Consider the following 12,570-nt stretch of genomic DNA (forward strand, 5'->3'; position numbering starts at 1 on the left):
CCAGCGGGCAGTCTGGACCGATGAAGTCTTGAGAGCGGCCACTATCCGGCTGCATCCCCCGTACACCCCTGGCCATCTGCCTGCTACGGACCTGCGAGGACACCTCATGACTGACCACCTTCACCTTTCCGGCGTTTCCCACGGCTACGGGGACCGCCAACTTTTTGATGCCGTCCACCTGGTGATCCCCCATGGCGAGCATGTTGCCGTCGTGGGCGAGAACGGTGCCGGGAAATCCACGCTGCTCCGCCTTCTGGCCGGGGTCGAAACGCCCGACGACGGCGAAGCCGGCTTCTCCGGCAACCCCGCCTACCGCGTGGGTTACCTCGCGCAGACACACGGGATGGCGGAGTCCCTGACCGTGGGGGACGCCATCGACGCCTCCCTTGGCGCGCTGCGGTCCCTCGAAGCGCGGATCGCCGAACTGGAACGCGGACTGTCCGAGGCCGACACGGAGACGCTTGAGCTCTACGGCAGCCTGCAAACCGAATACCAGCTCCGCGAAGGATACGCCGCCGAATCCCGGGTGGAAGCAGCGCTGGACAAACTGGGGCTGGGAGGCGTGGACCGCCGTCGAACGCTTGGCTCCCTGTCCGGCGGCGAGCAAGAGCGGGTAGCGCTCGCCTGCCTGCTCGCCGACCCCGCAGAAGCCCTGCTCCTGGACGAGCCCACCAACCACCTCGACGCCACCGGCACCGCCTGGTTGGAGTCCCGGCTGGCTGCGCACCGGGGAACCGTGGTGGTTGTCTCCCACGACCGTGTCCTGCTGAAGAAAGTTGCCAGCACCATCATTGAGGTGGATGCTGATCGTCGCTCCGTGAACCGCTACGGAAACGGCTACGACGGCTACCTTCGCGAGAAAGCTGCCGAACGCGCCCGGTGGGCCCAACAGTACGAAGGCTGGGTGGACGCCATCGCCGCCGAACGGCTTCAAGCGGCCACCGTGGCGGACCGCATGGGCTACGGGCGCAGGCGGGACAAGGACAAGATGGCCTTCAGCTTCAAGAGCGGCACCTGGCAACGGGCGGCTGCGAGCAAAGTCCGCAACGCCCAGGAGCGGCTCCGGAGGCTCGAGGAAAACCCTGTGGACCGGCCTCCCGTACCTCTGAAGCTTGCCGCTCCCTTGGGCTCGGTGGCCGTGGACGTCTCCGAGCCGGCCCTGGAAGCCCGCGGCGTCAGCGTTCCGGGCCGCCTCCAGCCCACCGACCTGCGGGTGGAAGCCGGACAGAAGGTCCTCATCACCGGCCCCAACGGTGCCGGCAAATCCACCCTGCTATCAGTTCTGGCCGGTGTCCTGGAACCAACTGCCGGTTCCGTGGCTGCACCAGGGAGAGTCGGCTACCTGCAGCAGGAACTCGACGTGCCTTCCCGCCCGGAACTGCGCCTGCTCCCGGCCTTCGCCGCCGGGCTGGGCGGCGCCATCGATGACCATGCCGAGGACCTGTTGCGGCTGGGGCTGTTCCGTCCCGCGGAGTTCCATGTGCCGGTTGGAGGGCTCTCGGCCGGGCAGCAACGCCGGCTTGCCCTCGCCCGGATCCTGCTGGGCGGCTACGACACCATGATCGTGGACGAACCCACCAACCATCTGGCTCCCGTGTTGGTGGAGCAGTTGGAGGCGGCGCTCGCAACCTTTTCGGGAACCGTGGTGATCGTGAGCCACGACCGTGCGTTGGGTGACTGGTTCGACCGGTGCTCGGCGGGTTCGGTCCCAGGCGCGGACGCCGCCGGTGCGGCGGGAACGTGGGTGCGGTACGGCATGCGGGACGGCGGGTTGCTGTAGCGGTTCCTGCCCTGCTCAGGAGCCCATTTGTTGTCTTCGTCACGGGTGCCGCGTCACATGCCGTAAGATAGACGGGTTGCGCGAACGTTCGACGTTCTGCGGTCCACGTCACAGAACGGGATTCCCAAAGGGGAAATCTCCGAATTTCCTGTGCCAAAACCGCCCGTGCTCCGGCACCGGGCGCAGCCCCCTACAGCAAGACCCCAACCCACAAGGAAACAGCTGTGCCGCAAAGTACCCCCACAGACCTCAAGCCCACGGCCCCATCCACGGCCGCAGGCTCCACCCTCAGCGCAGAGGGTTACCAGAAGACGCTCAGCCGCCGTCACGTGACCATGATTGCCATGGGCGGCGCGATCGGCGTTGGCCTGTTCATGGGCGCAGGTGGCCGTTTGGCTTCCACCGGCCCGGCCCTGATCTTCTCCTACGCCATTGCCGGCGTCATCGCCTACCTCCTGATGCGCGCCTTGGGCGAACTCATCATGTACCGCCAGACCTCGGGCTCGTTCGTGAGCTACGCCGGTGAAATGTTCGGCAAGAAGGGCGCGTACCTGTCCGGTTGGATGTACTTCATCAACTGGGCCATGACCGGCATCGCGGAACTGATCGCGATCGGCCTCTACTTCCAGTTCTTCTTCCCGAATGTTCCTGTTGAACTCTCTGCCATCGCAGCGCTGGTGCTGCTGGTGGCCGTGAACCTGTTCAGCGTCAAGGCCTTCGGTGAATTCGAATTCTGGGCTTCCTGCCTCAAGGTCGCCGCGATCGTGATCTTCCTGGCTGTGGGCACCTTCATGGTGGTCACCAACGCACAAGTGGGCGACGGCAACGCTTCCGTGGCCAACCTCTTCCACTCCGACGGCGGGATGTTCCCCAAGGGCGGCCTGGTGATGATCCTCGTCCTGAACGCCGTGATCTTCGCCTACAACGCAATCGAGCTCGTGGGCATCACCGCAGGTGAGATGGAGAATCCGGAACGTGAAGTTCCCAAGGCGATCCGCGCCGTCGTCTTCCGCATTGTGGTCTTCTACGTCGGTTCCGTGACCCTGTTGGCCATGCTCCTCCCGTCCGACCAGTACGTAGCCGGCACGTCTCCGTTCGTCACCGTGTTCGGTCAGATGGGCCTGGGCTGGATGGGCGATGTGATGAACATGATCGTCATCACCGCAGCGCTTTCTTCTTGCAACTCCGGCCTGTACTCGATCGGCCGCATCTTCCGCACCATGGCCAACAACGGGCACGCTCCGCAGTGGCTGACCCGGATGTCCTCCCGCCACGTGCCGTTTGCGGCCATCCTGGCGATCGGCGGCGTGTACTTGGTGGGCATCCTCCTGAACATCTGGTTGGGTGGTTCGCACGCGTTCGACCTTGCGCTGAACACCGCTTCCATTGGCGTGATCTTCACATGGGGTTCGATCTTCGCGAGCCAGATCGCGCTGCGCAAGAAACGCGGTAACGTGTCCTCCCTGCCCATGCCGGGCTCGCCCTGGACCAGCTGGATCGGCCTCGTGGCGTTGCTGGCCATTACGGTCCTGATCGGCTTCGACACCGTCACGGACAAGGCCACCGGCGACGTCTTCCTGCTGGGCCTCTGGACCTTGGCCACCATTCCGTTCTTCGCAGTGGTGCTGTGGCTCGGTTGGCAGAAGGTCAAGAACAACCAGCCCAAGAGCGAGCTGTTCTCCTAAGCAACTGACTGGCAATAGGGGTTGCTCTGGAGCCTCAGAACAACCCCTATTGCCAGCTACTTGGGCGTCCACCCGCGCTCCTGCATCGCGGCCAGTACCTTGGACACAGCAGACCTTGCATCGTTGCCCATGTGCCGTTTGGATATCCGCACCAACTGCCAGCCCGCACGGCTGTAGTCTTCCTCGCGTTCTATGTCCCGGACAATCTGCGCGGGCTCTGAATGTCCCTCGCCTTCGTACTCCACGGCGACGCGCTGTTCGCGGTAGCCAAGGTCGGGTTCACGTACGACGCCGAAACCCAGTTCCGTGGGCTGGTTGAGTTCCGGTTCGGGCAGCCCGGCCCGCTCAAGTGCCAGCCGGAGCCGCGTCTCGGGCGCTGAATCGGCGCCAACCCTGGCCTGTTCCAAAGCCAAGCGCGCCTTGCGGATTCCGGGTGTTCCCTTGTGCCGGTCAAGCATCTCTTCCAGCTCCTCACGTGTACAGTACGGTTCGCTTCGGTCCTCGAAGGTTGGCCTCGGCCTCCTGAGCAGATGATCGGCCACGACTGTGATTTCATCGATGGTCATCCGTCGGGCGCAGTCGAGCCATGTCCGGGGACGGGTGGTGATGAGCAGGCAACCCGACTTCACCGTTCGGAGGGGCCCGGATGCCCCTGCTTGGTGCCCCAAGCGAGCGGTGCCTCCAGCGCTGACGCGAGACGCCGGCGTCGAGCGCTTCCTGCCATGTGAACGGAACTGACGACAGGGCTTCCGGCAGTGGTTGGGGGAGTCGCATCTCCTCATGCTGGCAAACCTTCCGTCAGCGCGGGACGTTATCCACAGCCTTCGCGTACGGAAGCCCAACTGACTGGCAATAGGGGTTGCTCTGGAGCCTCAGAACAACCCCTATTGCCAGTCAGTTGGGAGTGTCAGTGCCCGGGTCTAGGCTCGATGTATGGAACACACCACCACGCTGACCCAGCACATCAACGCGAGCCCGGAGAAGGTTTGGGCGGTCATCTCTGACATTCCCGGTTCTGCCGCCACGCTGTCCGGCATCGATTCCGTCCAGATGCTCAGCGAGGGCCCGTACGGCGAAGGAACCCGCTGGAAAGAGACCCGCACCATGATGGGCAGGCAGGAAACCGTGGAAATGTGGGTCGCGGAAGCCGATTCTCCGCGGAGCACAACGGTCAAGGCACACCAGGGCGGTGCCGCCTACACCACGCGTTTCAGCCTTGCCGGGCGCGACGCCGGAACGGACCTGACTGTGACCTTCGGGGCAGAGGTTCTGAAGCCGACTTTCTTGAGCAAGGTGGGCATGGCCCTCTTCGGCAAGCTCGGCATGAGCTTCACGCGGAAGGCGTTGGGCAAGGACCTTGCCGAGATCGCTGCCAAGGCGGAGTCGCTCTGATGGCGGCCGGCAAAGTTGCCGCACCCAAGGTCCCGCCGGTGCGGCTGGATGAACTGCGCGACGACGACGCCCCGGACTTCCAGCGCGGGGAACGGTATGACGGTATCCGCTTCACCCGGGCCTCCGCGGACGGGGAAGAGCTGAGCGGGGCGGACTTCATCGAATGTGAATTCAACGGCGTCTCCTTCCATGAAGCCCAGCTGCGGGGAGCAACCTTCCGCGACTGCATCTTCGCCGAGCCGTTCGCCCCGGTTTTCCCGGCTGCGAGGACATCGTGGCAGGACGTGGAGATCACCAATCCCAGGTGGGGCTCGGCCGAACTTTATGAGGGAAGTTGGCGCTCCGTCCGAATCGACGGCGGCAAGCTGGACTTCGTGAACCTGCGCGGCTCCAAGCTGGTGGATGTCCGGATCTCCGACTGCATCATCAATGAGCTGGACTTGGGCGGAGTGACGGGAACCCGGGTGGCCTTGAAGAACTGCACCATCGGAACACTGGGCGTCACCGGGGCCAAGTTCAAGGATGTTGACCTTCGCACTTCGGAGTTCCGCGGGATCAACGGGTTGGCCGGCCTGACCGGGGCGGTCATTGATGACTACCAGTTGAGTTTGATGGCTCCTTTGCTCGCCAGCCACCTTGGAATCCGTGTGATTTAGGGAGGTGTGAGGACCGTCATCTGTTGACCGGCCGCGCGGGCCGTGTAATCTTTATAGAACGAACGGTCGGTATATTATTCCGTGCCGGCCCCTTTCACTTCGCGAAGGATGTTCTCATGGTCGAGGCTTTTCTTGTTGGTGGCGCACGGACGCCGGTCGGACGCTATGGTGGGGCACTTTCCTCTGTCCGGCCCGACGATCTCGCCGCCCTGGTGGTCCGGGAAGCAGTGGAACGCGCCGGCGTCGACCCCGACTCCATTGACGAGGTAATCCTCGGCAACGCCAACGGCGCAGGCGAGGAAAACCGCAACGTGGCCCGCATGGCCACCATCCTTGCCGGACTTCCCCTCCACATCCCGGGCATTACGGTCAACCGGCTCTGCGCTTCAGGCCTCAGCGCGATCATCATGGCCAGTCAGATGATCAAGTCGGGGGCTGCGGACATCGTGGTTGCCGGTGGCGTTGAATCCATGAGCCGTGCCCCCTGGGTCCAGGAAAAGCCCGCGACGGCCTTCGCCAAGCCGGGCCAGATTTTCGATACCTCCATCGGCTGGCGCTTTGCGAACCCGCGCTTCACCAAGGGTGATCTTTCCCGCGACGGCAAGATGACGTACTCCATGCCGGAGACCGCGGAAGAAGTTGGGCGCGTGGACAACATCTCGCGTGAAGACGCCGACGCTTTCGCCGTCCGCTCCCACGAGCGTGCGCTGGCAGCTATTGCCGGCGGCCGTTTCAAGGAGGAGATCGTCCCGGTGACGGTCAAGACGCGCAAGTCCGAGACCGTCGTCGACACTGACGAAGGCCCCCGCGAAGGCACCACCATGGACGTCCTGGCCGGGCTGCGCCCCGTGGTCCCGGGCGGTTCGATCGTGACCGCAGGCAACTCCTCCACCCTCAACGACGGAGCCTCGGCCATCATCGTTGCCTCCGAGGCCGCCATCAAGAAGTTCGGCCTAACGCCGCGTGCCCGCATTATTGACGGCGCGTCCGCCGGCTGCGAACCGGAGATCATGGGCATCGGTCCCGTACCCGCCACGCAGAAAGTCCTCGCCCGCACCGGCCTTTCCGTGGAGCAGCTCGGCGCAGTGGAGCTCAACGAAGCCTTCGCCACGCAGTCGCTGGCGAGCATGCGCCGCCTCGGCCTGGATCCGGACATCGTCAATAACGACGGCGGTGCCATCAGTTTGGGCCACCCGCTCGGTTCCAGCGGCTCGCGTATTGCCATTACCTTGCTGGGCCGCATGGAGCGCGAGCTCGCCTCCCAGACGGGACCGAAGCTGGGCCTCGCCACGATGTGCATCGGCGTCGGCCAGGGTACGGCAATGTTGCTGGAAGGCGTGTAATGGCCCTGAACCAGGAAGACTTCAGCACCCTCCTGCTTGAGGAGCGCGAGGACCGGCTCGCCGTCCTGCTGAACCGCCCGGAAGTCCGCAACGCGATCGACCAGAAGATGGTGGATGAGCTTCACGCGGTCTGCGCCGAGCTGGAAAAGAATCCCAAGATCCTGATCATCGCCGGAACCGACGGAGTCTTTGCCTCCGGCGCGGACATTGGCCAACTGCGCGAACGGCGCCGGGACGATGCGCTCCAAGGCATCAACTCCACCATTTTCGCCCGGATCGCCAAGCTGCCCATGCCCGTCATCGCCGCGCTTGACGGCTATTGCCTGGGTGGGGGAGCCGAGCTGGCCTATGCCGCCGACTTCCGCATCGGCACTCCGAGCGTGCGCATCGGCAACCCGGAAACGGGTCTGGGCATCCTCGCCGCGGCAGGTGCAACCTGGCGGTTGAAGGAATTGGTGGGCGAACCGAAGGCGAAGGAGATCCTCCTGGCCGGAACGGTGCTCCGTGCCGAAGAGTCACTGCGGATCAACCTCATCACCGAGATCCACGAGGCCCCGGAGCTCATGGACGCAGCCCACAAACTGGCGGACCGCATCGGCCGGCAAGACCCCCTGGCTGTGCGGATCACCAAGTCGGTCTTCCACGCACCGGCCGAAGCACACCCCCTGATCGACACCCTGGCCCAAGGGATCCTGTTCGAATCCCAGGCCAAGTTCGATCGGATGCAGGCCTTCCTGGATAAGAAGTCCGCCAAGGCCAACGACGCCACCTCTCAGGACAGGAACCAGAAATGACAACAGCACCCGCCATCCCGAACGTCGTCGGAGTCCTGGGCGGTGGCCGCATGGGCGCAGGTATTGCCCATGCCTTCCTCATCAAGGGTGCCACCGTCGTCGTAGTGGAACGTGACCACGAGGCCGCTGCCGGTGCGCACAACCGCGTGGCCGAGGCCGTAGCGAAGTCCGCTGCCCGGGGCACCCTCACGGAATCGCCGGAAGAGGTCCTCGCCCGGTTCAGCACTTCCACGGACTACGGGTCATTCATTCACTGTGGTTTGGTGGTGGAGGCCGTTCCCGAGGACTACGACCTCAAAGTTACGGCGCTGCGGTCCGTTGAGGAGCACTTGTCCGCGGATGCCTTCCTGGCCTCCAACACGTCCTCCCTCTCCGTGACCGGACTGGGCCAGGAACTCCGCCGTCCCGCCAACTTCGTGGGCCTCCACTTCTTCAACCCCGTGCCGGCCTCCACCCTCATCGAAGTGGTCCTTGGCAAGGAAACCTCGCCCGAGCTTGCTGCCGCGGCGAAAAGCTGGACCGAGGCACTTGGCAAGACCGCCGTCGTCGTCAATGACGCCCCCGGGTTCGCGTCCTCGCGGCTGGGCGTGGCAATCGCACTCGAAGCGATGCGGATGGTCGAAGAAGGCGTGGCGTCCGCGGAGGACATCGACGCCGCCATGGTGCTTGGCTACAAGCACCCCACCGGCCCGCTGAAGACCACGGACATTGTTGGCTTGGACGTCAGGTTGGGGATTGCCGAGTATCTGCACTCCACCCTCGGTGACCGTTTTGCACCGCCGCAGATCCTTCGAGACAAGGTGGCGCGCGGGGAGTTGGGGCGCAAGTGCGGCAAGGGCTTCTTCGACTGGACGGACTAGCCTGGGCCCACCCAACTGAGTCGCAGTTGTGCACGTTTAGAGCGTTCTAAACGCGTGTGGAGTCTCATGACTTAATAGACAGTTCTGTCTCATGACTTCGTAGACACTCTGTCTCATGACATCGTGGACACTTTGCTGGCGGGTTTGCTGCTGTTCATGAGTAAATCCCAGCCGGATATCAGGATTCGGCATGCTGTCGCGACGTGGCCCGAGGATTCGCCTAGGGGCGCGGTCTCGGCTTTTTGCAGGAAGCACAATGTCTCCCGGGCGTGGTTTTACCGGGTCCGGGCAGCGGCTTCGGAAGTGGGACCAGTGAAGGCGTTGGAGAAAAAGCCCCCGCTTCCGAAGTCCATGCCCACTGTCACGGCTCCGGTCATGATCGAACTGCTGCTCGGTACCCGTGCAGAACTTCAGGAGAGCGGGTTTGATTACGGCCCGCTCTCCGTTATCGCGAAGCTCGCAAGGCAGGGCTTCAAGCCGCCTTCGCGTGCCACCGTGGCCAGGATCTTTGTCAGGGCAGGTGTCGTGGTGCCCGAGCCCAGAAAGAAACCACGAAGCGCGTACAAAAGGTTCGTCTATCCCCAGCCGAACGCCTGTTGGCAGATCGACTCGACCGAATGGCAACTCGCCGGCGGACAGAAGGTAGCGATCTTCCAGCTCGTCGACGATCATTCACGTCTGGCACTGGCGTCCCTGGTCGCAGCCGGGGAAACCAGCGCCGCTGCGATCGCCGTTGTCACGCAAGCGATCGAACGCCACGGGACACCGCAACGATTCCTCTCCGACAACGGTGCGGCACTGAATCCCACACGCCGCGGTCGCACCGGTGCGCTTGTGGAGTTCCTCAAAGCCAAAGGCATCGAACCGATCACAGGCAAACCCTACAAACCGACCACCCAAGGCAAGAACGAACGGTTCCACCGGACCCTGCACCGCTACCTTCACCGGCAGCCACCGGCAACCTCTATGGCCGCCCTCCAGTCACAGGTGGACGCCTTCGATCTCTACTACAACAACGAACGCGAACACCAAGGCCTGCCCAACGCAATGACACCCCGTGAAGCCTGGAACGCCACCCCCAAGACGTCCCCGCCAGCGGCCCCTGAACCGATTGCGCCCCGTCCGGACAGGCGAAGCGCACAACGGACAGTGAACAGAAACGGCTCAGTGACGATCCTGGGCACCCATTTCAAAATGGGCAAGGAACATACCGGCACCACCGTGCACATCCTCTACGACGACACCACCATCATGTTCTTCGGAGCCCAAGGCACCGAGATCATCACACACCCCAGACCACCACAAGGAACCACCTACGTCGGCAACGGCAAACCCTCAGGCGTCGCAGCCGACCCCCGAGGCACACGCGCCAAACGAACCATCTACCCACAGCTCAAAAACCGGAACCCCAAACCATCGAACGAACTGTCCACGAAGCCATGAGACATCAAGTGTCTACGAAGTCATGAGACATGAAGTGTCTACAAGGTCCTGAGACATGACAAGCGTTCTAAACGCGCACAACTGCGACTCAGTTGGGTCCGCTAGGCTGACCGGGTGACTGCGATTGAACCGATCACCCTTAAAGGCCACTTTGTAACACTCGAGCCCCTCGACGCCGCGCACCACGACGGTCTGGTGGAGGCCGCCCGCGACGGCGAACTCTGGAAGCTCTGGTACACGTCCGTGCCAGCCCCGGAGGGCATGGCCGCCGACATCGATCGGCGTCTTGCCCTCCAGGCAGCAGGTTCCATGCTGCCGTTCGCGACGCGGCTGAACAGTACCGGCAAGCTCATCGGCATGACGACGTACATGAACATTGACGCCGACACTCCGCGCGTCGAGATCGGCTCCGCCTGGAACGCGGCCTCAGCCCACGGAACGGGCACCAACCCGGATTCCAAGCTCCTGCTGCTCCGTCACGCTTTTGAAACGTTGGGCTGCCCCGCGGTCGAGTTCCGCACGCACTGGCTGAACCACCAGTCCCGTGAAGCGATCGCGCGCCTTGGGGCCAAGCAGGACGGCGTTTTGCGGAACCACTCCCGCAGCAAGGACGGCGCCCTTCGCGACACAGTGGTGTTCTCCATCCTCGAGCACGAATGGCCGGCGGTCAGGACCGGCCTGGAGTACCGGCTCTCCAAGCACCTGGCCCCGAGGGGTTAGCTCTCGGGGCTAAACACACGCCAAAGCCGCGAGATCTCACCCTTCGGCACGGCTAGCATGGCTTCCATGGATGGGAACGCCGCGGCAGGCCGCTTGCAGGCCGTCGATTGGGACGGTGCGGTCAATGCTTGGCGCATTGCCGGGGACGTGTACCGGATGGGGCGCCACGAGTGGGTGACGGAGGCCGGCTGGCGTCAAATGTACGACGACGGCGTCCGCACCGTGATCGACCTCCGCGCCTCCCGCGAGCGGCGGCAACGCGACACCGATCCCCAGGTGCCGGACGACGCGAAGGCGCGGATCGCCGTCGTACATTGCCCCACGGAAGACCCGGACCACAGCGACTTCGGCACCACCTTTGGCCCCTACCTCAAGGAGCCCGGGCAGTACGCGGAGTACCTGGCGATGTTCGGGGACAAGATTGCCCGCGTGTTCAAAGCGATCGCTGCGTCTCCGGGCAAGGTGGTGGTGCATTGCTCGGCGGGGCGGGACCGGAGCGGCATGATCGCGCTAATACTGCAACGGCTGGCCGGCATTGAGGACGCCGAGATCCTGCGCGGCTACGAGCTTGCGGCCCGCGGGATCAATGAACGCCACCGGACCCACGGTGCGCCGCATGCCCATGATCCCTACCTTCCGGACCAGGATTTGGAAGAGCTGTTGGAGCGGCGGAGGGATGCCTTGCGCCGGTTCCTGGACGAGCTGGACGCGCGGGCCTACCTTGCTGGGCACGGCGTAACGGAGCAGGAAATTTCCGACCTTGTTGCGAAGCTCCATCCCCGGCCCCGGCGCGCTGCTAGCATGCAGGATTGATCAACCATCCCCAACTGAATGGACGAGCCATGACCGCCCGCATCACCATCGTGACCCGTACTAAGAACAGGCCGGTTTTCCTGGCCCGTGCGTTGGACGACATCTTTGCCCAGACTTTCCAGGATTTCGAGTTGGTCATCGTCAACGACGGCGGCGACCCGGCCGCCGTCGAACAGCTCACCTCGCAGCGGTCGCAAGCTGAGCAGGCGCGTATCACCACGCTTCACCATGCTGAGTCTGTGGGGATGGAAGCGGCGTCGAATGCGGGAATCAAGGCCGGCACCGGCGAGTTTGTGGTGATCCATGATGACGATGATTTTTGGGCGCCCACCTTCCTGGAGCGCACCGTGGAGTATTTGGATGACCCGGCGCATGCCTCGGACGCGGGAGTCATGGTGCGGACGGAAATTGTCATCGAGGAGGTTGCAGACGGCAGAATCGAGCCCGTCCGGCGTGAGATCTTCTGGGCCGACCTGCGTCAGATCACCCTTGCGGACATGCTCCGGATCAACCGCGCGGTACCCATTTCCTTCCTGTACCGCAGGAGTCTCCATGACGCGGTGGGGTATTACAACGAGGATCTTCCCGTGGTGGGGGACTGGGAATTCCACTTGCGCGTGCTGAGCCATTCCCGCGTGGGGTTCATCGATGGGGAACCGCTGGCGTTTTGGTCGCAGCGGCCGGAATCGGATGGGCATGATGGGAACAGCATCTTTGCCAAGGCGGCGGAGCACGCCCGTTACGACGCCCTGGTCCGCGACGATCACCTGCGGACCGAGGTTGCCCAGGGTGGGATGGGGACCGTGCTTTACCTGTCCCGCGTGCTGGCCGAACAGGAGGAACTCATCCGGGCACAGGAGCGGCGGCTCGATGAAACCGTAGCCAAGCTGGACCAGGTCCTGGGGCGGCTGGATGCCCTGAACCAGACGATCATTACCCGCACCAGCGTGGGGGAGTTCCTGAAGAAACCACTGCTGTTGGCACGGAAGCTGGGCAACCGGTCCTGACCCTCTCTCACATCCCGCCGGGTTCCGAGCGTCCCTCTCTCACATCCCGCCGTGTTTCGGGCGTCCCTCCATCACAA

Annotated in this window: 12 protein-coding genes; 11 read left to right on the forward strand and 1 reads right to left on the reverse strand. The window is 63.8% G+C overall.

All coding sequences use genetic code 11. The annotated features are described in order from the left end of the window. Nucleotides 1–106 precede the first annotated feature (106 nt). Both HMI59_RS04860 and HMI59_RS04865 read left to right on the forward strand, forming a co-directional pair. Nucleotides 107–1,780, forward strand: a complete 1,674-nt coding sequence (locus tag HMI59_RS04860; RefSeq protein WP_193592991.1) for an ABC-F family ATP-binding cassette domain-containing protein — start codon at nt 107–109, stop codon at nt 1,778–1,780. Between the two features lie 224 nt (nt 1,781–2,004). After that, a complete protein-coding gene (locus HMI59_RS04865; RefSeq protein WP_071416124.1) occupies nt 2,005–3,465 on the forward strand; it encodes an amino acid permease in 1,461 nt (486 codons plus the stop codon). 56 nt (nt 3,466–3,521) lie between these two features. On the opposite strand, the gene HMI59_RS04870 is transcribed toward HMI59_RS04865, so the two are convergent. Next, entirely contained in the window at nt 3,522–4,031 is a 510-nt protein-coding gene (locus HMI59_RS04870; protein WP_227471537.1) for a hypothetical protein, read from the reverse strand. A 367-nt stretch (nt 4,032–4,398) separates the two neighbouring features. Here HMI59_RS04870 and HMI59_RS04875 point away from each other — a divergent pair, with 367 nt between their 5' ends. From HMI59_RS04875 to HMI59_RS04915, 9 genes are all read left to right on the forward strand, one after another. Continuing rightward, the gene (locus tag HMI59_RS04875; RefSeq protein ID WP_193592992.1) at nt 4,399–4,857 is read left to right on the forward strand and encodes an SRPBCC family protein; all 459 of its coding nucleotides are present in this window, start codon (nt 4,399–4,401) and stop codon (nt 4,855–4,857) included. After that, nucleotides 4,857–5,513 (forward strand): pentapeptide repeat-containing protein, encoded by a 657-nt coding sequence (locus HMI59_RS04880; RefSeq protein WP_193592993.1) that lies wholly within the window; start codon nt 4,857–4,859, stop codon nt 5,511–5,513. The genes HMI59_RS04875 and HMI59_RS04880 overlap by 1 nt, the downstream gene beginning before the upstream one ends. A 116-nt stretch (nt 5,514–5,629) precedes the next feature. Then, entirely contained in the window at nt 5,630–6,856 is a 1,227-nt protein-coding gene (locus HMI59_RS04885; RefSeq protein ID WP_069695882.1) for an acetyl-CoA C-acyltransferase, read from the forward strand. Further along, nucleotides 6,856–7,650, forward strand: coding sequence for an enoyl-CoA hydratase/isomerase family protein (locus tag HMI59_RS04890; RefSeq protein WP_193592994.1), 795 nt, complete (start codon nt 6,856–6,858; stop codon nt 7,648–7,650). Before HMI59_RS04885 ends, HMI59_RS04890 begins: the two co-directional genes overlap by 1 nt. Continuing rightward, nucleotides 7,647–8,510, forward strand: coding sequence for a 3-hydroxyacyl-CoA dehydrogenase family protein (locus HMI59_RS04895; RefSeq protein ID WP_193592995.1), 864 nt, complete (start codon nt 7,647–7,649; stop codon nt 8,508–8,510). Before HMI59_RS04890 ends, HMI59_RS04895 begins: the two co-directional genes overlap by 4 nt. 351 nt (nt 8,511–8,861) lie before the next feature. Further along, complete coding sequence (locus tag HMI59_RS04900) at nt 8,862–9,953, forward strand: DDE-type integrase/transposase/recombinase (protein WP_227471417.1); 1,092 nt, start codon at nt 8,862–8,864, stop codon at nt 9,951–9,953. A 114-nt stretch (nt 9,954–10,067) separates the two neighbouring features. After that, a complete protein-coding gene (locus HMI59_RS04905) occupies nt 10,068–10,673 on the forward strand; it encodes a GNAT family N-acetyltransferase (protein WP_193592996.1) in 606 nt (201 codons plus the stop codon). Nucleotides 10,674–10,739: 66 nt separating this feature from the next. Beyond that, complete coding sequence (locus HMI59_RS04910) at nt 10,740–11,486, forward strand: tyrosine-protein phosphatase (RefSeq protein WP_193592997.1); 747 nt, start codon at nt 10,740–10,742, stop codon at nt 11,484–11,486. Nucleotides 11,487–11,515: 29 nt separating this feature from the next. Next, nucleotides 11,516–12,493 carry a glycosyltransferase family 2 protein gene (locus HMI59_RS04915; RefSeq protein WP_227471538.1) on the forward strand — a complete coding sequence of 326 codons (978 nt, stop codon included), beginning with the start codon at nt 11,516–11,518 and terminating at the stop codon, nt 12,491–12,493. Nucleotides 12,494–12,570 lie beyond the last annotated feature (77 nt).

This window comes from Paenarthrobacter sp. YJN-5, from assembly GCF_015040095.1.
Lineage (GTDB): Bacteria > Actinomycetota > Actinomycetes > Actinomycetales > Micrococcaceae > Arthrobacter > Arthrobacter ureafaciens.

Bases quoted from the DNA above. Each gene is read 5' to 3' on its own strand.
- HMI59_RS04900 (WP_227471417.1), top strand. From the start codon at position 8,862: ATGCCCACTGTCACGGCTCCGGTCATGATCGAACTGCTGCTCGGTACC.
- HMI59_RS04875 (WP_193592992.1), top strand. From the start codon at position 4,399: ATGGAACACACCACCACGCTGACCCAGCACATCAACGCGAGCCCGGAG.
- HMI59_RS04880 (WP_193592993.1), top strand. From the start codon at position 4,857: ATGGCGGCCGGCAAAGTTGCCGCACCCAAGGTCCCGCCGGTGCGGCTG.
- HMI59_RS04870 (WP_227471537.1), bottom strand. From the start codon at position 4,031: ATGACCATCGATGAAATCACAGTCGTGGCCGATCATCTGCTCAGGAGG.
- HMI59_RS04910 (WP_193592997.1), top strand. From the start codon at position 10,740: ATGGATGGGAACGCCGCGGCAGGCCGCTTGCAGGCCGTCGATTGGGAC.
- HMI59_RS04885 (WP_069695882.1), top strand. From the start codon at position 5,630: ATGGTCGAGGCTTTTCTTGTTGGTGGCGCACGGACGCCGGTCGGACGC.
- HMI59_RS04890 (WP_193592994.1), top strand. From the start codon at position 6,856: ATGGCCCTGAACCAGGAAGACTTCAGCACCCTCCTGCTTGAGGAGCGC.
- HMI59_RS04860 (WP_193592991.1), top strand. From the start codon at position 107: ATGACTGACCACCTTCACCTTTCCGGCGTTTCCCACGGCTACGGGGAC.
- HMI59_RS04915 (WP_227471538.1), top strand. From the start codon at position 11,516: ATGACCGCCCGCATCACCATCGTGACCCGTACTAAGAACAGGCCGGTT.
- HMI59_RS04895 (WP_193592995.1), top strand. From the start codon at position 7,647: ATGACAACAGCACCCGCCATCCCGAACGTCGTCGGAGTCCTGGGCGGT.